The organism is Serratia sp. CoH_134_PS_4, from assembly GCF_058190535.1.
This window is the reverse complement of record NZ_JBXWKI010000001.1, coordinates 925,022-946,176: the sequence shown is the minus strand read 5'-3', so window position 1 is coordinate 946,176 and position 21,155 is coordinate 925,022. Positions and strand designations below refer to the sequence as shown.

The following is a 21,155-nucleotide window of genomic DNA, read 5'->3' as shown; positions in this document are numbered from 1 at the left end:
GCCAACCAAGGCATGAACAAATTTGTCAGATTAACAGCAGTCGCGGGTCTGTTGTGGGCGGGTGTAAGTTACGGAGCGGACACAGCCAACATCCGCATCGATCAACTGCCGCAGCTTCAGCAGGAACCGCAACATGCTACTGTGAGTGAGCGCGTAACGTCGCGCTTCACTCGCTCTCATTACCGCCAGTTCTCCCTCGACGCGGACTTTTCAGGCAAGATATTTGATCGTTACCTGAATATGTTGGACTACAGCCATAATGTGTTGTTGGCCTCTGACGTGGCGCAATTCGCTAACAAGCGCGATCAGCTTGGCGAAGAACTGAAAAGCGGTAAGCTGGATACGCCATACGCGCTGTACAATCTGGCCCAGAAACGCCGTTTTGAGCGTTACACCTATGCCTTATCGCTGCTGGAAAAGCCAATGAGCTTCACCGGCAACGACACTATCGATCTCGACCGCAGCAAAGCGCCGTGGCCGAAAGACAAGGCCGAACTGGACAGCCTGTGGAATGTCAAAGTCAAATATGACGAGCTGAACCTCAAGCTGACCGGTAAGACCGACAAGGAAATACGCGACACGCTGACCAAACGCTATCAGTTCGCTATCAAGCGCCTGACGCAAAGCAACAGCGAAGACGTATTCCAACTGGTAATGAATGCCTTTGCGCATGAAATCGACCCACATACCAATTACCTTTCTCCGCGCAACACCGAACAGTTCAATACCGAAATGAGCCTGTCATTGGAAGGCATTGGTGCTGTGTTGCAGATGGATGACGATTACACCCTCATCAATTCTATGGTGCCAGGTGGCCCGGCGGCGAAGAGCAAGGCGATCACCGTAGGTGACCGTATTGTTGGCGTTGGCCAAGCAGGCAAACCCATGGTTGATGTGATCGGCTGGCGCCTGGATGACGTGGTTTCCTTGATTAAGGGGCCAAAGGGCAGCAAAGTGCGCCTGGATATCTTGCCGGCCGGCAAAGGCACCAAAACACGGGTGGTTACGCTGACCCGTGAGCGCATCCGTCTGGAAGATCGTGCGGTGAAAATGACCATCAAGACCGTCGGCAATGAGAAAGTCGCGGTGATGGATATTCCCGGCTTCTACGTTGGCCTGACCGATGATGTGAAAGTGCAGTTGCAGAAGATGGCCAAGCAAAACGTCAAGAGCCTGATCATTGATCTGCGCACCAACGGTGGCGGTGCGCTGACTGAGGCGGTATCGCTGTCTGGCCTGTTCATTCCGAGCGGCCCGGTTGTGCAGGTACGTGACAACAACGGCAAAGTGCGTGAAGACGCAGACACCGACGGCGTGACCTATTACAAAGGGCCATTGGTGGTACTTGTTGACCGTTTCAGCGCCTCGGCATCCGAGATCTTTGCTGCGGCAATGCAGGACTACGGCCGTGCCCTGATCGTCGGTGAACCCACCTTCGGTAAAGGCACTGTGCAACAGTACCGTTCGCTGAACCGCATTTACGATCAGATGCTGCGTCCGGAATGGCCGGCCTTGGGTTCTGTGCAGTACACCATTCAGAAGTTCTACCGCGTCAATGGCGGCAGTACTCAACGTAAGGGTGTGACGCCGGATATCCTGATGCCAACCGGTGTTGATCCCGCGGAAACCGGTGAAGCGTTTGAAGATAACGCGATGCCGTGGGACAGCATCAATGCTGCGACCTACACCAAAACCGGCGACTTGAAGCCGTTCGAACCTGAACTGCTGAAAGATCATGAGCAGCGCATCGCGAAGGATCCTGAGTTCCAGTACATCGCGCAGGATATCGCGCATTACAAGGCACTGAAGGACAAGCGTAACATCGTTTCACTCAACCTCGCCCAGCGTGAGAAAGAGAACCACGATGATGATGCTACCCGTTTGCAGCGGATTAATGATCGTCTGCAGCGTGCCGGTAAGAAGCCGCTGAAGTCGCTGGATGATTTGCCGAAGGATTACCAGGAACCAGACCCATACCTGGATGAAACCGTGCATATCGCACTGGATCTGGCGCACCTTGACCAGGCGCAGCCAGCGGCGGCGAAGTAACGCAGTCGAACATCAGCAAATGAAAAGCGCACCCAAGGGTGCGCTTTTTAATGGGCGCTCCTGAAGCGTTTTTCGACGTTAAACACAGGGTGGGAACATGATGATGAGCAACTTAACTCCTGCAATGCGTACTCTGCTGCGGCTCGAAGCGCTGCTGGTTCTGATCCTGTCTGTCGCGATATATCATTACCAACACTATAGCGGGTGGCTGTTTGCCGGTTGTTTTCTGCTGCCAGATATTTCATTTATCGCCTATGCACTGGGTAAAAAGGCCGGGGCGATCGGGTATAACATCGCACATTCCTATATAGGCCCGATACTCTGTGGCCTGGTGTTTGTCTGGCTCCAACAGCCGTTTTGGCTGATGGCTGCACTGATTTGGTGTGCGCATATCGGCTTTGACCGCACGCTGGGCTATGGGCTGAAATACGCCGAAGGGTTCGGTTATACTCATCTCGGGCGTTTGAATAATAAACAGCGCTGATTTTCCGTTAGAAAACCCACCTCTTTATGCAACAATCGTTTACAATTTGAAAAGCATTGCTCGCGCGCCGTTTTTGTAAAGTTTCGTATTTTTAGTAGGTTAATGGCGTGGAACTCTTGAAACTGTGACGAATGCCCATACGATCTAGGGTATCCGAGACAGCGTTTTGTTAACATTTATGAGGAAGTAAACATTTTATGATGCGTATAGCTCTGTTCCTGCTCACCAACCTGGCGGTGATGTTGGTTTTCGGGCTGGTACTCAGCCTGACGGGAATCCAATCCAGTAGCGTTCAGGGCCTGATGATCATGGCTGGTCTGTTCGGCTTCGGCGGCTCGTTTGTCTCATTGCTGATGTCCAAATGGATGGCGCTGCGCTCCGTTGGCGGGGAAGTGATTGAACAACCGCGTAACGAAACTGAAAACTGGTTGCTGGAAACAGTACGCCGTCAGTCACAACAGGCAGGCATCGCCATGCCGCAGGTGGCGATTTACCATGCACCGGATATTAACGCCTTTGCTACAGGCGCACGCCGTAATGCGTCGCTGGTTGCTGTCAGCACCGGTCTGTTGCAGAGCATGAGCCGTGACGAAGCGGAAGCGGTTATTGCCCACGAAATCAGCCACGTTGCCAACGGCGACATGGTCACCATGACGCTGATTCAGGGTGTCGTAAACACCTTCGTGATCTTTATCTCACGTCTGATCGCGCAGGCGGCCGCAGGCTTCCTGGGCAACCGTGACGGCGAAGGGGAAGGCAACGGTAACCCGATGATCTATTTCGGTGTGTCGATGGTATTGGAACTGGTGTTCGGTATCCTGGCCAGCATTATCACCATGTGGTTCTCACGCCACCGTGAGTTTTACGCCGATGCCGGCTCTGCCAAACTGGTTGGTCGCGAGAAAATGATTGCGGCGCTGCAACGCTTGAAAACCAGTTACGAACCGCAGGAAGCGGGCAACATGATGGCGTTCTGCATCAACGGCAAATCCAAGTCGTTCAGCGAACTGTTCATGTCGCACCCGCCGCTCGATAAACGTATCGAAGCGCTGCGTTCAGGCCAGTACCTGAAGTAACCCTGATAACGTTAAAAACCCCGGCTTGCCGGGGTTTTTTTATGCCTGCTATTTGGCTTGTTGGTGGCTTTCTACCGGTTGTACCCGCGGTTGAGTAATACGCAAACTGCTGACCGCCGCCGCCAATGTGGCAAAGGTGCCCGCCAGGATCAGTGAGGCATGAGTACCTGAGGCAGGGAACAGGTTAAACATCAGCGCCACCAAGGCTGCGCCGGAGGTTTGCCCCAACAACCGCGCGGTGCCGAGCATGCCGCTGGCTCCGCCGCTACGGTTACGTGGAGCGGCGGAAATAATCGTGTGGTTATTGGGCGATTGGAACAACCCGAAACCAGCGCCGCACAGGACCATACGCCAGATAATATCCATGTCCGACGGGTTATGCGGCAGCATCGCCAGCAGGAATAACCCCGATGCAAACACGGCCAGGCCGATACACCCGAGCAGCCCGGCGTGGACGCGTTCTACCAGCCGCCCTGCGAGGGGGGCCATGACGATAATGGCTAACGGCCACGGCGTTAGCAGCAGCCCGGTGGCGACCTCATCACGGCCCAACGTGCTTTGCAAAAAGAACGGCAATGAGACCATAGCCAACATCTGTGCCGCGAACGAACAAATTGATGTGCCCATCGACAGTGCAAAAATGGGGATGCGCAGCAGATCTACCGGCAGCAACGGAAATTCCTGGCGCAGCTGGCGGCGGACAAAGAAGAAGCCAATCACCAGCAGTGCTGCGATTTCGCTGAAAATCAACGTCAGGCTCTGGCCTTGAGCAAAGCCGCTGATGGCGGTAATCAATAACCCGAAGGTCAGCGCGTTCATCACGGCGCTGGTCGGGTCAAAGCGCTGGTTGGTGCTTTTCTGGCTATTGGCCGGAAGATATTTCATCCCCAGCAACAGCGCCACAATGCCAATCGGCAGGTTGATGGCGAACAACCATTGCCAGGACGCCACCGACAGGATCGCCGCCGCTACTGTGGGGCCTGCCGCCGAGGAGAAGGCGACAATCAGCGAATTGATGCCCATACCACGCCCAAGGAAGCGCTGCGGATAGATAATGCGGATTAATGCGGTGTTGACGCTCATGATGGCGGCGGCGCCAAAACCTTGCAGCACGCGGGCGATGGTCAGTGTCGTCAGTGAGTCGGACAGGGCGCAAAACAGTGACGTAACGCTGAAAACCAGCAGGCCAGCCTGGTAGATGCGACGATAGCCAATCAAATCGCCGAGTGAGGCCAACGACAGCAGTGAAATGGTAATGGCTAACTGATAGGCGTTCACTACCCAGATGGAGCTGGCTGGGCTGGCATTCAGATCGCGGGCGATGGTCGGCAGTGCCACGTTAGCAATCGCACCGTCGAGCACTGAAACGGTAATGCCCAGGGCAATGGCAAGGATAGCCCCATAGCGCTGCGGGACGGGGAGGCCGTCAGTACAAGGACGCATGTTGATCTCGGCGGTATTAATTCGGGGGAGTATTATCATGCTAATCATATTCGTCTGCGATTGCATCCACAGTTTCGCACGCAATTGTAATAACCAATGAGAGCGAAACGCCTAACCCTTTCCCTCTCAGGCATTTATCTCTTGGCTGGATTGCATGGTCTCTGAGGTACCGCGTATACTGAAACCCGTGTTCAAATTTCTTAAAACAGAAGCTGGGTAGGGTATATGGTTAACGCAGATCCAGATAAGCAACCGGATGCCGTGTCGTCGGTGCTAAAGGTTTTTGGTATCTTGCAGGCGCTGGGCGAGGAACGCGAGATCGGCATTACTGAGCTTTCCCAGCGGGTGATGATGTCCAAAAGTACTGTCTACCGTTTTTTGCAAACCATGAAGTCCTTGGGCTATGTGTCGCAGGAAGACGAGTCGGAAAAATATGCGCTTACTCTCAAGCTGTTTGAACTGGGAGCCAAGTCGTTACAGAGCGTTGATCTGATCCGCATCGCTGACGTCCAAATGCGTGAACTGTCGAGTCACACCCGTGAAGCCATTCACCTTGGGGCATTGGATGAAGATAGCATTGTCTACATCCACAAAATCGATGCCATGTATAACTTGCGCATGTACTCTCGCATCGGCCGCCGTAACCCCCTGCATAGCACTGCGATTGGCAAAGTGCTGCTGGCCTGGCGCGATCGGGCGGAAGTAACCCACATCCTGTCGCAGGTTGAATTTACCCGCAGTACTCCGAACACCCTGACCGACGCCGCAGCGCTGTTGTCAGTGTTGGATCAGGTGCGTGAACAGGGCGTGGGCGAAGATATTGAAGAGCAGGAAGAAGGGTTACGCTGTATAGCCGTGCCGGTATTTGACCGCTTTGGCGTAGTCACTGCGGGTCTGAGCATTTCGTTCCCTTCTATTCGTTACTCCGAAGACGCGAAGGCCGATTACATCAAACGTTTGCATACCGCCGCGCGTAACATTTCCGAGCAAATGGGTTACCACGACTATCCATTCTGATCCCGTAGGTATAGGGCATTAAGGGCGCAGCCAGTCATGGCTGCGCCTTTTTATTGTGGGCTTACGACGGCGCACCGGCATGCAGGATTAAAGCGTATCAACCTCAATGCGCAGGCTGTCGTGGCGCCAATATTCGATGTCGAAATCGAGAATGCGGCCTTGCTGATCGTAATTAAGTCGGCGCAGCAACAGTGCCGGCAGGCCAACCATCGCACCCAAGGCGGCAGCGGCATTGTGTGGCAGTGCGGTCGGGTAAAACGACAGGTGCATTTTGCGATAGGTCAGGTTGTAGTGTTGCTGATAAATCTCGGTCAGGCTGCCGTTGAGATCTCGGCGGAGTAGTTCCGGTACTCGCTCGGGCAGACAGTGATTTTCACAATAACAAATTGCCCGGTCATCGGCATAGCGCACACGGCGTAGCAGATAGATTTTATCCGATGGCGCTAATGCCAGCGGTTGCATCACATCACGCGGTACCCTGGTTTTCTCAGCCGATAATAGCGCAGTGCGGGCCGCACGCCCCTGTTCCTGACACAAGCGGTGAAAGTTGGTGTTTTGCGTCGGATCTAACCACAGCCGTTCTGGCGTCACAAACCATCCCCGGCGATCGGCACGGTAAATGGCCCCGGTCGCTTCCAGTTGCGCCAGGCTTTCACGGACGGTAACCCGGGTCGTGGAGAAAATTGCGCACAGCTCGCGCTCAGAAGGCAGTTTATCTCCCGCCTGCAGTTCACCAAGAGTGATGCGCGCCTGTAACTGATCCTTGATTTGCAGGTAGTGGGGGATCTCGCTCTGATGTTCTTTCATTTCAACTCGCTATGGCATTTTGGCACCTGCCCATTATACATGTGCAGATGAATTTTTTGTTTCAGCTGCGGTTGTCGTTTGACCCGAGAGCAAATTTACCGCCACTATACCGCAATCTGGTATAGACCAATTAGGTGAGTGAAATGTCTGAACATGATTACCTGTTGTTAACGCCTGGTCCGCTGACCACGTCAAAAACGGTGAAAGAGGCCATGTTGTTCGATAGCTGTACCTGGGATGAAGATTACAACCTGGGTGTGGTGCAGAACATCCGTCAGCAGTTGGTGGCGCTGGCGACTCAGTCGACCGGCTATACCTCGGTGTTATTGCAGGGCAGTGGCAGTTTTGCCGTAGAAGCGGTGTTGGGAACGGTGATTGGCCCACAGGACAAGCTGTTGATTGTCAACAACGGCGCTTATGGCGCGCGCATGGTTGAGATGGCCAGGTTGATGGATATCAACCACCACGCATTCAACTGCGGTGAAGTGAATGAGCCGGATGTAGAAGCGATGGACGCTGTGCTGAAAAGCGATACGCGCATCAGTCATATCGCCATGGTGCATTGTGAAACCACGACGGGAATGCTCAACCCGCTGCAACGGGTCTCAGGTTTGGCGGCGCGTAATGGCAAAACCTTGATCGTGGACGCGATGAGCAGTTTCGGTGGTATTCCGCTGGATGTGGATGCGCTGGGCATTGATTATCTGATCAGCTCTGCCAATAAATGCATACAGGGCGTGCCGGGTTTTGCATTTGTGATAGCACGACGCAGCGAGCTGGAAAAGTGCATTGGGCGTTCGCGTTCGCTGTCGCTGGACTTGTATGCTCAGTGGCGCTGCATGGAAGATAACGCCGGTAAATGGCGTTTCACGTCGCCAACCCATACTTTACTGGCTTTTGCGCAGGCCCTGCGCGAACTGGCGCAAGAAGGGGGCATTGGTGCCCGTAACGTCCGCTACCGTACTAATCAACAACGTTTGGTTGCAGGGATGCGCGCACTTGAATTTGAAACGTTGTTGGAAGACGATCTTCACTCGCCGATTATCACTGCCTTTTATTCACCTAAGGCAGAAAATTACCGCTTTACAGAGTTCTACCAGCGCCTGAAGCAACAGGGCTTCGTTATTTACCCCGGTAAGGTATCGCAGAACGATTGCTTCCGTATAGGCAACATTGGCGAAGTCTATCCGCAAGATATTGAACGTTTGCTGGCTGCGGTCGGGCAAGCAATGTATTGGGAGCGATAGGATACCCATGAACCAGATTAACGCAGTGATTCTCGACTGGGCCGGTACGACGGTGGACTTTGGTTCTTTTGCGCCGACGCAGATTTTTGTCGAAGCCTTTAAGCAGACCTTTGATATTGACATTAGCTTGGCTGAAGCACGTGTTCCAATGGGGTTGGGCAAGTGGCAGCACATTGAAGCTTTGGGCAAGCTGCCGGCGGTAGATGCGCGCTGGCAACAAAAGCTCGGTCGTTCTATGAGCCATCAAGATATTGATGCGTTGTACCAAGCCTTTATGCCGCTGCAAATTGCCAAAGTCGTCGACTTTGCCGACCCTATTGAGGGGGTTCCGCAGGTGATTGCCGCGTTACGTGAACAAGGCGTCAAGATTGGCTCCTGTTCAGGCTATCCGCGTGCAGTGATGGAGGTATTAGCACCTGCGGCAGCGCAGCGTGGCTATGCGCCGGACCATTGGGTAGCGACGGATGATTTGGCCGTTGGCGGCCGTCCTGGGCCGTGGATGGCGTTACAGAACGTGATTATGCTGGGCATTGATGCCGTGGCGCATTGCGTCAAGGTGGACGACGCGGTGCCGGGTATCAGCGAGGGGATCAACGCGGGGATGTGGAGCATCGGGTTGGCGCTGTCGGGTAACGAATTCGGCGCCACTTGGGAGGAATACCAGCAAATGAATGATGAAGAGATTGAACGGCGGCGCAGGTTGGCGGCGGATAAGTTGTATGCTGCCGGGGCACACTACGTGATTGATACATTGGTACAATTGCCGGGGATGATTGCCGAAATCAATCAGCGGTTGGCGAAGGGTGAACGGCCATAGTCGTTTGCCAGATATAAAAAAACCGGGGCTGGTGAAAGCCCCGGTTTTTTAGTGCTGACGAAATTTACTGGTGAGCCAGTTCGACTTCGTCTTCGCTGTCCATAATGGACTTGTCAGTTTGCTTCATCAGCTGGCTGGTGATGGTACCGGCAGCCATAGAGCCGTTGACGTTCAGTGCGGTACGGCCCATGTCGATCAAGGGCTCAACCGAGATCAGCAGGGCAACCAGCGTAACTGGCAGGCCCATTGCCGGCAGCACGATCAGCGCGGCGAAGGTTGCGCCGCCACCCACACCGGCAACGCCGGCGGAGCTGATAGTGACGATCCCGACCAAGGTCGCGATCCACACCGGGTCCAGCGGGTTAATACCGACGGTTGGGGCAACCATGACCGCCAGCATCGCCGGGTACAAGCCCGCGCAGCCATTCTGGCCAATGGTGGCACCGAACGAGGCCGAGAAGCTGGCAATGGATTCCGGCACGCCCAGACGACGGGTCTGCGCTTCCACGTTAAGTGGAATACTGGCGGCGCTGGAGCGGCTGGTAAAGGCGAAAGTGATGACCGGCCATACCTTGCGGAAGAACTTCAGCGGGTTAACGCCGGTGAATGCCAACAGGGCAGCGTGCACCGCAAACATGATAGCCAGACCCAGATATGAGGCGACGACGAAGCTACCCAGTTTAATGATGTCGTGGACGTTAGAGCCGGCGACCACTTTGGTCATCAGTGCCAATACGCCGTATGGAGTCAGTTTCATCACCAGACGTACCAGTTTCATCACCCAAGCCTGCAGAGTATCGATCGCCACCAGCACGCGTTCGCCTTTAGGCTTGTCGTCTTTCAGCAGTTGCAGCGACGCCACGCCGAGGAAGGTAGCGAAGATCACCACGCTGATGATCGACGTTGGGCTGGCTCCGGTCAGGTCGGCAAACGGGTTTTTAGGAATAAAGGACAACACCATCTGCGGTACGGTCAGGTCGGCCAGTTTGCCCACGTAGTTGCTTTGGATCGCTGACAGACGCGCGCTTTCTTGCGCCCCTTGAACCAGGCCTTCAGCAGTCAGGCCGAACAGGTTGGTCACCAGCACGCCCACCAGCGCTGAAATCAGCGTGGTGAACAACAGGGTACCGATAGTCAGGACGCTGATTTTCCCCAGGGAAGAGGCGTTATGCAGCTTGGCAACCGCGCTCAAAATAGAGGCGAATACCAGCGGCATCACAATCATTTGCAGCAGTTGCACATAGCCGTTGCCGACAATGTTGAACCAGCTGATGGATTCTTTCAGTACCGGGTTGTCCGAGCCGTAGACCAGTTGCAGTGCCAGACCGAACACCACGCCCACGACCAGGCCGATCAGGACTTTTTTCGCCAGGCTCCATTGCTTGTGGCGGGTTTGCGCCAACAGCAAAAGGAGGGCGACAAAAATCACCACGTTAATAACGAGCGGAAGGTTCATCCCCAATGTCTCCAATATTTTTCTTATATAAAAATGGCTATGCACCATGGCGTAGCAATACTAAATATCGTAACAGTTTGCGTGGTGGCTCACTTATATCCAAATGGAATTTGATATAACTCCACGTGCTAATTTGTTTAATTAATGTGCTTTATGGGTGCTAAGTGGGCACTTTTATGTGATCACAGTCTGATATTTTTTATCTGCTCAAAATATGACTGCACTGGGATGGTGCACCCGCCTTGCCAATAGATGGCGAAAGCCACCAGGCACAGACACAGGGCGCGCTCAAGTTGATTGCCTTTTTGAGAATTAAGCAGTGGCAAGCGAAAACGCCAACGGCAGGGCCAAAGTAAGGGGACTCCGGCAGGGGTAAGCATATCCGCCAGCAGGTGACTGAAGTAACCAATAATCATGGCGTGCAGGACGTCGGCAGGGATGGGCCAGCTACGCGGTACATCGAGCTGGAACAACGCCATACCGCCAGCGATTGCCAGTAAGCTGTGGGTAAAGCCACGGTGGCCAAATGCGCGTGAAATTGGAATGGCAATCCAACGCAGGCGCTGACCCAGCACTGATTTGGGGTGATCGATATCGGGGAGTAACGACGTCAGCAGCGCGGCAGGGATGATATGCCACCAGTCGCCGGTAGCAAGCGATGGTGTCACCTCGGCCTTCTTGGCGAAAATCGCGCAAGCGACAGAGAAAATAAGATGCCCTTCCGCGGTCATACTGCTGTTCCGGCTGATAAACTGTTAATTTATCCAGTATATGGGAAAATTCCCAGTAGTGGAAGCAGTTACCCTGTAACCAATTGTTTATTTTTCTCGGGTTTACAACGGCTTGTTACTTAAATGGCCAATCGTTGTGCACTTTTGCGACATTAAGGCGGTTGGTGAGGGAGAAAGCGCCGGACGCCAGCGTTCGGCTGCGTGGCAGTGACAACCTGCGCCAACCGCCCGGTGCTTTCTTGTTGCTCCAGCATAAGGAGGGTGGCACGGTAACTCAATAAAAATGAAATAACGTTTTATTTATTTTATGACGGAGAACAGGTTTTAGACATTGGCTTGCGGATTAGGGGAGAAGATAGACATCATGGCATCGGATTAAGATTAAACCGATGCCATGCAGATCAGGCCAGGTGGTCGGGTGTCAACTGTTCGAGGCTATCGAGTTTATGATCCGCTAATGCCCAGCGTGTATCGTGTCGGTATTCGTGCGCAGGGATCACGATTGAACGCATTCTCGCCGCTTTGGTGGCGATCATGCCGTTGAAGGAGTCCTCCAGAGTAATGCAGTGCAGCGGATCGCTGCCGAGGCGTTCGGCGGCGATCAGGTACACTTCCGGATGCGGTTTGCTATAAGGCAGATATTCGGCGGAGACCAGTTGGTCAAAGTAGCCGTCGAGATCAAACATCTTCAGCACCTGCTGCTGCATATGCAGTGGCGAAGCGGAAGCCAGGCCGATATTCAGATCCAGACTGCGACACAGCTCCAGCGCTTGTTGTACACCTGGCAGCAGAGGGCGTTTCTCGCGGACCAGCTCGATAGCGCGCTCGATAATGCGGCCGGAAACCTCTTCCTGTGAAACACCTTGCCACGGCATGGCCTGGTACCACATTTTCACCACCAGATCGATGCGCAGGCCCAGGGTATCTGGCAACTTGTGACGGTCAGACAAATCCAACCCCAGTGCGCCAAAAATATCCAGCTCTGCCTGGAGCCACAGCGGTTCTGAATCGATCAATAAACCGTCCATATCAAAAATAGCGGTTTCAATACGTTGCGAATAGGCCATTAGCGGTTAACTCCTGCCGGCGCCGGTGAATGTGGCCAACACTTTACCATTGCCGGCGGGGAGACTAAAACTTTTGCCTGCGCGGCCGAGCCTTGCCATACCGCAGAATACGCCACATATCCTGCAGTTTTAGCCACCAGCGCTGGTGTTGACGTTCGGTAACCTGCTGCAGCATCCGCGCATAATCCAGCACCAATCCCGGTGTCCAGGTCATGCTTTCGCCACGGCTGCGCAGCACCGCCAACATCCACAGGTTAGGATCGAGTATCAGCAACAGGAAGCGACGCCACAGATGTTTATCACCCAGTACGCCTTCCAGTGCGCTGTCGAGCGCCAAAATGACCGTGGTGGAACAGTTACGACGGGTCAGATTGTAGGTGGCGTCTTGATGGTAGCGCTGCCAAAAAGCGCGTAGTGCGGTGGGATTAAAACGATGGAACTGAATTTTCTTGTCCGGTGGACACCAGGCTGCCACTTCCTGCTGCAAACCCGGCAGAAATCGGCCGTCGACGTTGTTTTTCTCACCGGAATGCAGCAACTGGCGAAAATCTTGTGTGGACTGGCTGATATCGTTAAGCGGGTAGTGGCTGATATACACGTCCGGTGCCAGCGCCAAGGCTGCGTGGCCCGTGGAGATATTCCCGTTGCCGTCGACGGCTGCGATGTAACGATCAACGATGTAACGTCGCCGGGCATCTTTTGCTGAACCCATCGGTGTCCAGATATACAGGGTGAGCAAGGCAATTTCATCTGTCCCCGTTAACGTGGGGGGCTCCGGCGTTGGGTTCTGATTCAACGCAAAGCTCCCTAACTGCCGGGCAATGCGCAACAGCGCCCAACCGGAAAGCAGAATCATCACGCCGAGGCAAAAAGGCACCGTCATTCGGTGCGGCACCGGCCAGCCGACAAAGATCATCAACGAAAGCAGAATTTCGCCGCTGCCTGCCAGTGCAACCAGTTTCCAGCGGCTGTGTTGGATCACTGTAGATGAGGCGATGCGAACTGCGCCGTCGAGCAATAACGCGCTACCGAATACCAGCGTGGCGACAATGTTATCGTCGGCGGGTACGTCGAGCACCAAGAAGGCCAAAAACAAAAAGCCGAGCCCCTTTAACAATACCGGGCGGCTCGCGGAGGAGCCAATCACCAGCGCGGCGGAAATGGCCACCATCCCCTCGAGCGCCAACAGCACGGCCAGCGCATCCAATGCCAGAACGGAGCGGCCGTCCTGCAAAACGTCGAACAGCATCAGTGCACCGATGGCTACCCATACCCAGCCAAACAACATCAGCAAGCGTCGCTGGCTGTGCAATGCCTTCGCACCCAGCAATAAGATTATCAGTCGAATCATGCAGACTCCTGTCGAGACGAACTTATTTAACTATATAACGATTAATGGTAACGAGCGGTCGCTATTGATCTGTCGACTTTGGATGATCCCGGCTACGCTTGTAGCACAGTAACGCTGAAGAAAACGATGGGCGAGCTTCAGTAACTACAGGTAGACTTAAGCAATTACGATTACGTCACTTACAAGGGGAACACATGACGTATCAACAGGCTGGGCGGATTGCCATTATAAAACGTATTCTTGGTTGGGTGGTTTTCATCCCTGCATTGCTGTCGACGCTGATCTCTATGTTGATGTTTGTGTATCAGCACAGTGAAAAGACGGCAGGCATTAATGCGGTGATGCTGGATTTCGTTCACGTAATGGTAGATATGGTGCGCTTCAATACGCCGTTTCTGAATATCTTTTGGTATAACTCGCCGGTGCCTGACGTAGAAAAAAGCCTGTTTAGCGGTGCTAATCTGATGTTCATCATCATTTATATTCTGATTTTTGTCGGGCTGGCACTCCAGGCTTCGGGCGCGCGCATGTCACGTCAGGTGAAATTTATTCGCGAAGGGTTGGAGGATCAAATGATCCTTGAGCAGGCCAAGGGGAGTGAAGGTCATACGCGTGCGCAGTTGGAAGAACGAATTACGCTGCCGCATCACACCATCTTGCTGCAATACTTCCCGCTGTACATTTTGCCGGTAGTGATTGCCGTGATCGCCTGGTTTGTGATCAAGTTGCTTGGCCAGTTGGCTGGCGCGGCTTGATGTCAGATAAAGGCAAGGCGCTGCGTTCAGCGCCTTGATTTTACTGTTGTTCAGGATGTAACAATGCGTCCACAGCACGCTGAGCCTTGACCAGGTGTTGCCCACCAAACAGGTTGCTACGGTTAAGCAGATAATACAGCTGATACAGCGGCTGACGTTCGATAAAACCACTCTCTAAAGGCCATACGCTCTGGTAACCGTCATAAATCTGCGGTGGCAATTCCGGATATAACGGCAGCATCGCTAAATCGCATTCTCTGTCTCCCCAATAACAGGCCGGATCAAACAGCAGTGGGCCCTCAGCGGTCATGGCGCAGTTGGCTGGCCACAGATCGCCATGCAGCAGAGAAGGTTGCGGCTGATGGTGTTGGAGATGCAGATAGACGATGTCGACAATTTCATCAATATCCCCAAAGGTCATGCCTTTTTCCGCGGCCATCTGTAACTGCCAGCCGATGCGTTGCTCGGCAAAAAACTCTGACCAGCGACGCTGCCAGGCGTTGGGCTGTGGCGTGGTGGACAGATCGTTATCGAAGTCGAGGCCAAACTGCGGCTGTTCACTCCATTTATGCAGATAGGCCAACTGTTGGCCGAGACAATAAGCGCCGTGGGCGTCAAGGGGTTTAAGGGGGTGGTATTCCAGCAGGAGGAAACTGTAGTCGCGATCGCTACCAACGCCGTACACCTCGGGGACCCGCACGGTTTTACTGCGTGCCAGTAACGCCAATTGATCGGCTTCAGCCGTAAAGATGGGGAGCAGTTCCCGAGCGTCGCATTTGACAAACACCTGCTTGTCACCGTAACTCACGCGCCATGCAGGGTGAATATCGCCCCCGGGCAGTTCGATTCTTTCGCGGATTTCTGCGCTGCCAAGATGTTCACTTAACAGACGACTAACGGCTTGCCACATGGTACACCCCCTCTGTGCTGCCTGCGAATTCATTAGGTTAGCGTCTTTAGCCTTGTGAAAACACGACCTGGCGCACAGCTGGCACCAACAATCGGCGATTTTCTCGCCACCCGCGTTTGCTCAAAGTATATACGCTATTGATTAATTTAAGCACTGTGCATGTTGCAACTTGGTGGTATGGGGGTAATGTTTAGTAGGTTTATTACACATGTCGCGACAGCAGAAACCTTTAATGGCCTTCATTATCAATGAGATGAGAGGAAATGGAGCAAAATCAGCAATGGCAACGCGGTAACTGTTTGATCACCAGCAACATAAATGCGAGATACGCATTTATGTTGCTGGAAGATATCCTGAGCAATGAGTCAAACGATCGCATTTAAACAATGCGTTATCTCTTTAATGCTCGCTCCTATTCCACGACTTCTATAACGCCATGTGGCTTTTCACTTTTAATTAAGGTGATTTGTTAATTTCGAGTCATTAATTATTGCTACACCTATACGTGATTGGTTATCAATGGCACAACATAGATGGCATTTTTTTATGTTCGTAAAGTAATATCATCATAGAGCGATATTTAGATGCTGTTATTGTTTTCTAAGGAGAAAGTATGAAATTCAAACGTGTTTATCTGATTTGGTTGATGGTTTTTTTATCATGGTCTGCGTCAGCAGATGATAATGTTAAATATTATGGTTATGATTGGTTGGATTTTTATGATGTTAGTAATCCATCTTTTAGTGCTACTGACGCGTTTAATTCGATCTATGGAGCAGGGTATAGTGCAACAAACCTTAATGTTGTTCATTCAATTAAAAACTTAAACTTGCCAATTTGCGCGAATGGAATGTGTGCGCTTAACATTCAAGCTGGTTCAGGTGTAACGGCTGGTTCACCATTTGTGGATATCTGCCCTGGGGCAGCCTCTAACAGTGAGTGTCAGGCTGCTGGTTCATGGAAAAATATCTGGAAAATAATTCAGGATATCAGTGCTGCCAAAAATAAGCCCTCGGCTATTTATTTCATTGATGAACCTTTTGATGTGCCTGCATTACAGACAAACAAAATCTATGATGCATACCAATATTCCAGCTATGTTTGTACAGTAAGGCAGGCCATGAAAAACCATGGGCTTTCGATACCTATTTATACGATACTTTCATATCGTCACTCACAAGTTCCAGCATATCTCAATGAAATACAGAATGGAGCACCAGCGTCAGCCTGTCCGCTTGCAGATAAAAGTTCACCTGATTGGGTGGGTGTTGATAACTATGATTGGTCGCTATCTGATATGTGGGAAACATATAATCGTGTCGCACCTCAATCTAATAAAGAAAGCCCAAAGTGGGTATTGGTCCCGCCCTCAACGGCATCATTAGGTATGAATGATGAGAAACTATTCTCACAAATAAAGTTATATCGAGATTTTATCGGCCAATATCCTAATGCGCCTGTTGTTTATGTAATGAACTGGAGATTTGATCGAGATGTGACAGAGAAACGTGAAGTTTATAAGAAATCGACGGCGGTACTTTCTTGTATGGCCAACTCCATTGTTCTGAGGCTGAAATAGAGAATCGGATGGTGCCTTGCTAGCGTCTTTAGCCTTGTGAAAACACGACCTGGCGCACAGCTGGCACCAACAATCGGCGATTTTCTCGCCACCCGCGTTTGCTCAAAGTATATACGCTATTGATTAATTTAAGTACTGTGCATGTTGCAACTTGGTGGTATGGGGGTAATGTTTAGTTGGCTGATTGCACATGTCGCGACAGTAGAAACCTTTAATGGCCTTCATTATCAATGAGATGAGAGGAAATGGAGCAAAATCAGCAATGGCAACGCGGTGAATACCTGATCACCAGTGATAAAAGTGATTTAAATATTGTCTTTACGCATGCTTTTTTGACCACTTCAACGTGGGCGACCGGTATCTCGCTGCAGACGGTGCAACTGTCAATCGACAACAGCCTGTGTTTCGGTTTGTACCATCAGCAGCAACAAATTGGTTTTGCTCGTTTGGTGACGGATTACGCCACTTTCGGTTATCTGTGTGATGTCTTTGTCTCCCCGGATTATCAGGGGCAGGGGTTAGCGCGTTGGCTGATGGATTGCACGTTGGAACACCCTGTGCTGCAACGGTTGCGACGGATTATGTTGGTGACTGGCACTGCCCCTTGGTTGTACCAAAAAGTGGGTTACGAAGCGGTTAATCGTGAGGATTTTGTCTGGCATATCGTTCGACCGGATATCTACCAGCAACACTAATACGAAGTGGCGGCGCAATGGTGCACCGCCATCCATTTTAGTGTTTATCGGTGAGTAAGTTCTCTTCGTGACGTTGTAACGGTTTGAGTTTGCTGTAGAGCAGAGCGAAAACGAACAGAATGGCCTGAACGATCACAATGCAGGGCCCCGTGGCGCCATCAATGTGGAAGCTGATCAAGGTGCCTAGCACGCAGGAGAAGACTGACACGACCGTAGCGACGATCAACATACGATCGAAACTGCGGCACAGCATAAAGGCAATAATGCCCGGCGCAATCAGCATCGCAATCACCAAAATAACCCCCACCGCCTGCAACGAAGCGACAATGGTCAATGCCAGCAGACAGAGTAGCCCGTAATGCAGTAGCTTTACCGGCAGGCCAATAACGCGGGCATGGTTAGGATCGAAACAGTAGAGCATCAGATCTTTGCGTTTTAGCAGCACCACAACCAGGGTGATACCCGCCATCAGCAGGGTTTGTTTCAGCTCTGCATTGGTAATGCCCAGCATGTTGCCGAACAGGATATGGCTCAGGTGTTGATCGGTGTCGATGCGTGAAAACAAAACCAGCCCGAAGGCGAACATGCCGGAGAAGACAATACCCATCACCGTGTCTTCTTTCACCCGGCTGTTCTCTTTCAGGTAGCCGGTAGCCACTGCGCAGAAAATGCCGGAAAAAAATGCGCCAATAACCACGGGAATGCCCAGTACGAATGCCACTACAATGCCTGGAAGTACCGCATGTGAGATGGCGTCACCCATCAGGGACCAGCCTTTGAGCACCAGATAGCAAGACAAAACGGCGCAGACGACACCGGTAACTATGGCGGCCAAGATCGCTCGTTGCATAAACGGGTAGGCGAAAGGTTCGCTGAGCAATTGATACAGGGTTTCCATCAGTGGCCTCCGGTCTGTTCATGCGCCACACGCCGCTTGGACGCCAGCAGGCCATGTTTGGGCGCGAAGAAAAATGCAACCAGGAACACCAGCGTTTGCAAGGTGACGATCACGCCACCGGTTGCGCCGTCAAGGAAGAAGCTCAGGTATGCACCAAGGCCACTGGTTAGCGCACCGATAATGATGGCAATGATCACCAGTCGGCTGAAGCGGTCCGTCAGCAAATAAGCGGTAGCACCCGGTGTGATCACCATGGCAATCACCAAAATGGCGCCAACGGTTTGCAAGGCGGCGACGGTGCAGGCGCTAAGGAGCGTGAAGAACAGGATCTTCAAGCGCAGCGGTGACAGGCCGATAGACACCGCGTGGTTTTCGTCAAAGAACACCGCCAGCAAGTCTTTCCAGACCAGACAGAGAATCAGCAGTGAAACGCCGATGATAATTTCGACCTGCAAGACATCCTCGTCAGCAATGCCAAGAATATTGCCGAAGATAATGGATTGCACGTTAACCGACGTTGGGTTGAGCGAAACGATCAGCAGGCCTACGGCAAAGAAAGTGGAAAAGATAAAGCCGATAATGGCGTCTTCGCGCAGGCGAGTGATGTGACGCACTAGCGTCATGGCCAATGCAGCCAGCATACCGGTGAAGAAGGCCCCGGCAGCGTAAGGCAGCCCAAGCGCATAGGCACCTGCGACGCCGGGCACGACGGAGTGCGATAGCGCATCGCCCATCAGCGACCAGCCTTTCAACATCAGGTAGGCCGAAAGGAACGCACAGGCGGCTCCGACGATAGCGCTAACCCAAATGGCCTTGACCATATAGTTGTAGCTGAAGGGTTGTAACAGGAGTTCCAGCATCAGGGTTGTTTCTCCTTTGGCTGGCTCTGTGCCGGGGGATCGCTCTTGGTATGCCCATAGAACACCGCTGGACGCTCATCGTCGGTCAAGACCGTTACGGTACGCGGGTCATTATCGTCGTGCAGATCCGGGCCTGAGAGGTTGATATGGCGCAGTACGCCGCCGAATGCCTGCTCCAGATTGCTCTGGGTAAAGGTGGTTTCTGTCGGACCGGCGGCCAGCACGGTGCGGTTAATCAGGATGACCCGATCGCAAAATTCCGGCACGCTGCCCAGGTTATGGGTAGAGACCAGTATCAGGTGTCCCTCATCGCGCAGCGCACGCAGCAGGTCAATAATGGCGTTTTCTGTTTTGACGTCGACGCCGGTAAAGGGTTCGTCCAACAGCAGCACCGTACCTTGCTGGGCCAAAGCGCGTGCCAAAAAGACACGTTTTTTCTGCCCGCCAGACAGTTCACCAATCTGGCGGGTACGCAGCTCGCTGAGGCCAACGCGCTCCAATGCTTTATCGACCCGTAAGCGGTCTTCTTTGGATGGGATACGCAGAAAGTTCATTTTGCCATAGCGGCCCATCATCACCACGTCTTCCACTAACACAGGGAAATTCCAGTCGACGTCTTCGGTTTGCGGGACGTAGGCGATAACGTTTTTCTTCAGTGCTTGCGCGACTGGCTGTTCGTTTAGCTGAACGCGCCCCGTGGTGGGGCGCACCAGCCCCATGATGCTTTTGAATAGTGTCGATTTGCCACTGCCGTTAACGCCCACCAGCGCGCAGATTGCACCGCCACTCAAGCTGAAGCTGGCGTTGTGGATAGCGGTATGTCCGTTGTTGTAGGTCACGGTAACGTCGTCCACGCTTAACTCTGGGCGGACAAAAACCTCAGTGGTCATTGATCAAATCCTTTGGCAATGGTTTGTACGGTAACATTGAGCAGGTCGATATAGGTAGGGACCGGGCCGCCCTGAGTGGATAGCGAATCGACGTACAGCACGCCGCCATATTTTGCCCCGGTTTCTTTCGCCACCTGTTTGGCCGGCTTGTCAGAAATGGTGCTTTCGCTGAATACCACAGGAATATGATGAGCGCGAACGGCGTCGATCACTCGGCGAACCTGTTGCGGTGAGCCTTGCTCATCAGCATTGATGGGCCACAGGTAGACTTCTTTTAACTGATAGTCTTTCGCCAGATAGCTAAAGGCACCCTCACTGGTTACCAGCCAGCGCTGGGCTTCAGGAATGCGCGCCAGGCGTTCGCGCAAGGGGGCGTCCAACGCGGCAATTTTGGCCGCATAGGCTTTGGCATTGCGGTTATAGGTTTCCGCATTGGCAGGATCGTATTGCACCAATGTTTTGCGAATATTCTCGATATACACCAGCGCGTTAGTGGCGGACATCCAGGCATGCGGGTTCGGGTTGCCGTTATAGGGGCCTTCACGGATCGGGAGTGGGGTGATGCCTTCAGTCACTACCGCCGCGGGCACCTGTTTAATGTTCTCGAAGAAACGTTGGAACCAGCGCTCCAGATTCATGCCGTTCCATAGAATAAGATCTGCATGTTGCGCTTTGACGATATCGCGTGGCGTCGGTTGGTAATCGTGGATCTCGGCGCCCGGTTTGGTAATTGACTCTACCACGGCAGCATCACCGGCCACGTTTTGAGCGATGTCTTGGATGATGGTGAAGGTGGTCACCACGCGCAATTTTTTTTCCGCCAAGGCAGCATGGCTAGTCAGACTGGCGCTCACTAATAGGCACATCAGTGCGAAAGGGCGACAACATGTCCACGCCCGAACAATAGAAAGGCGTGGAAAAATGTATTGTTTCAAAAGCATGGTGACATCTCCTGGCTCAAATGAAAATGATTATCAATATCAATTAGAGCAAAGTCAAGCGTCACCTGCAGGTTGACTGCCG

The 21,155-nt window shown here is 52.7% G+C and carries 20 protein-coding genes; 9 read left to right on the top strand and 11 right to left on the bottom strand.

The features are described from left to right. Positions 1-12 precede the first annotated feature (12 nt). The 3 genes from prc to htpX all read left to right on the top strand — a co-directional run bounded on the left by prc (position 13) and on the right by htpX (position 3,609). Positions 13-2,049, top strand: coding sequence for a carboxy terminal-processing peptidase (gene prc / locus AC2FCQ_RS04360; protein WP_490307627.1), 2,037 nt, complete (start codon positions 13-15; stop codon positions 2,047-2,049). 103 nt (positions 2,050-2,152) lie between these two features. After that, positions 2,153-2,533: a DUF4260 domain-containing protein gene (locus AC2FCQ_RS04355; protein ID WP_490307626.1), complete on the top strand. Its 381-nt coding sequence runs from the start codon at positions 2,153-2,155 to the stop codon at positions 2,531-2,533. Between the two features lie 197 nt (positions 2,534-2,730). Next, a complete protein-coding gene (htpX, locus tag AC2FCQ_RS04350; protein ID WP_209632984.1) occupies positions 2,731-3,609 on the top strand; it encodes a protease HtpX in 879 nt (292 codons plus the stop codon). Positions 3,610-3,657: 48 nt separating this feature from the next. Here htpX and AC2FCQ_RS04345 read toward each other — a convergent pair whose 3' ends face one another. Next, a complete protein-coding gene (locus AC2FCQ_RS04345) occupies positions 3,658-5,052 on the bottom strand; it encodes an MFS transporter (protein ID WP_209634185.1) in 1,395 nt (464 codons plus the stop codon). 225 nt (positions 5,053-5,277) lie between these two features. On the opposite strand from AC2FCQ_RS04345, the gene kdgR reads away from it, so the two are divergent. After that, entirely contained in the window at positions 5,278-6,069 is a 792-nt protein-coding gene (gene kdgR / locus AC2FCQ_RS04340) for a DNA-binding transcriptional regulator KdgR (protein ID WP_209632985.1), read from the top strand. Positions 6,070-6,156: 87 nt separating this feature from the next. Here kdgR and phnR read toward each other — a convergent pair whose 3' ends face one another. Next, the gene (gene phnR / locus AC2FCQ_RS04335; protein WP_209632986.1) at positions 6,157-6,876 is read right to left on the bottom strand and encodes a phosphonate utilization transcriptional regulator PhnR; all 720 of its coding nucleotides are present in this window, start codon (positions 6,874-6,876) and stop codon (positions 6,157-6,159) included. Between the two features lie 143 nt (positions 6,877-7,019). Here phnR and phnW point away from each other — a divergent pair, with 143 nt between their 5' ends. Both phnW and phnX read left to right on the top strand, forming a co-directional pair. Continuing rightward, positions 7,020-8,123 carry a 2-aminoethylphosphonate--pyruvate transaminase gene (gene phnW, locus AC2FCQ_RS04330; protein WP_490307625.1) on the top strand — a complete coding sequence of 368 codons (1,104 nt, stop codon included), beginning with the start codon at positions 7,020-7,022 and terminating at the stop codon, positions 8,121-8,123. A 7-nt stretch (positions 8,124-8,130) separates the two neighbouring features. Beyond that, positions 8,131-8,940, top strand: coding sequence for a phosphonoacetaldehyde hydrolase (phnX, locus tag AC2FCQ_RS04325; RefSeq protein WP_490307624.1), 810 nt, complete (start codon positions 8,131-8,133; stop codon positions 8,938-8,940). 64 nt (positions 8,941-9,004) lie between these two features. Here the strand turns inward: phnX and AC2FCQ_RS04320 are convergent, their stop codons facing one another. The 4 genes from AC2FCQ_RS04320 to AC2FCQ_RS04305 form a co-directional block, all read right to left on the bottom strand. Next, positions 9,005-10,396: an L-cystine transporter gene (locus AC2FCQ_RS04320; RefSeq protein WP_209632989.1), complete on the bottom strand. Its 1,392-nt coding sequence runs from the start codon at positions 10,394-10,396 to the stop codon at positions 9,005-9,007. Positions 10,397-10,578: 182 nt separating this feature from the next. Next, entirely contained in the window at positions 10,579-11,127 is a 549-nt protein-coding gene (locus AC2FCQ_RS04315) for a metal-dependent hydrolase (protein ID WP_209632990.1), read from the bottom strand. Positions 11,128-11,528: 401 nt separating this feature from the next. Continuing rightward, positions 11,529-12,194: a hexitol phosphatase HxpB gene (gene hxpB / locus AC2FCQ_RS04310; RefSeq protein ID WP_265556167.1), complete on the bottom strand. Its 666-nt coding sequence runs from the start codon at positions 12,192-12,194 to the stop codon at positions 11,529-11,531. Between the two features lie 64 nt (positions 12,195-12,258). Further along, positions 12,259-13,545, bottom strand: a complete 1,287-nt coding sequence (locus tag AC2FCQ_RS04305) for a protease (RefSeq protein ID WP_490307623.1) — start codon at positions 13,543-13,545, stop codon at positions 12,259-12,261. Between the two features lie 194 nt (positions 13,546-13,739). Between AC2FCQ_RS04305 and AC2FCQ_RS04300 the strand changes: the two genes are divergently transcribed. Further along, entirely contained in the window at positions 13,740-14,300 is a 561-nt protein-coding gene (locus tag AC2FCQ_RS04300) for a YniB family protein (protein WP_209632993.1), read from the top strand. 40 nt (positions 14,301-14,340) lie between these two features. Here the strand turns inward: AC2FCQ_RS04300 and AC2FCQ_RS04295 are convergent, their stop codons facing one another. Further along, a complete protein-coding gene (locus AC2FCQ_RS04295) occupies positions 14,341-15,210 on the bottom strand; it encodes a fructosamine kinase family protein (RefSeq protein WP_209632994.1) in 870 nt (289 codons plus the stop codon). Positions 15,211-15,823: 613 nt separating this feature from the next. Here AC2FCQ_RS04295 and AC2FCQ_RS04290 point away from each other — a divergent pair. Continuing rightward, positions 15,824-16,789 carry a hypothetical protein gene (locus AC2FCQ_RS04290; protein WP_490307622.1) on the top strand — a complete coding sequence of 322 codons (966 nt, stop codon included), beginning with the start codon at positions 15,824-15,826 and terminating at the stop codon, positions 16,787-16,789. A gap of 245 nt (positions 16,790-17,034) precedes the next feature. Next, positions 17,035-17,484 (top strand): GNAT family N-acetyltransferase, encoded by a 450-nt coding sequence (locus AC2FCQ_RS04285; protein ID WP_265556164.1) that lies wholly within the window; start codon positions 17,035-17,037, stop codon positions 17,482-17,484. 37 nt (positions 17,485-17,521) lie between these two features. Here the strand turns inward: AC2FCQ_RS04285 and AC2FCQ_RS04280 are convergent, their stop codons facing one another. From AC2FCQ_RS04280 to AC2FCQ_RS04265, 4 genes are read right to left on the bottom strand one after another with little or no spacing between them, the layout of a single operon-like run. Further along, complete coding sequence (locus tag AC2FCQ_RS04280; protein ID WP_265556163.1) at positions 17,522-18,382, bottom strand: metal ABC transporter permease; 861 nt, start codon at positions 18,380-18,382, stop codon at positions 17,522-17,524. Next, positions 18,382-19,242 (bottom strand): iron/manganese ABC transporter permease subunit YfeC, encoded by an 861-nt coding sequence (gene yfeC / locus AC2FCQ_RS04275; RefSeq protein ID WP_490307621.1) that lies wholly within the window; start codon positions 19,240-19,242, stop codon positions 18,382-18,384. The genes AC2FCQ_RS04280 and yfeC overlap by 1 nt, the downstream gene beginning before the upstream one ends. Beyond that, positions 19,242-20,132 carry a manganese/iron ABC transporter ATP-binding protein gene (locus tag AC2FCQ_RS04270; protein ID WP_209632999.1) on the bottom strand — a complete coding sequence of 297 codons (891 nt, stop codon included), beginning with the start codon at positions 20,130-20,132 and terminating at the stop codon, positions 19,242-19,244. Before AC2FCQ_RS04270 ends, yfeC begins: the two co-directional genes overlap by 1 nt. Next, the gene (locus AC2FCQ_RS04265; protein WP_490307620.1) at positions 20,129-21,073 is read right to left on the bottom strand and encodes a metal ABC transporter substrate-binding protein; all 945 of its coding nucleotides are present in this window, start codon (positions 21,071-21,073) and stop codon (positions 20,129-20,131) included. The genes AC2FCQ_RS04270 and AC2FCQ_RS04265 overlap by 4 nt, the downstream gene beginning before the upstream one ends. Positions 21,074-21,155 lie beyond the last annotated feature (82 nt).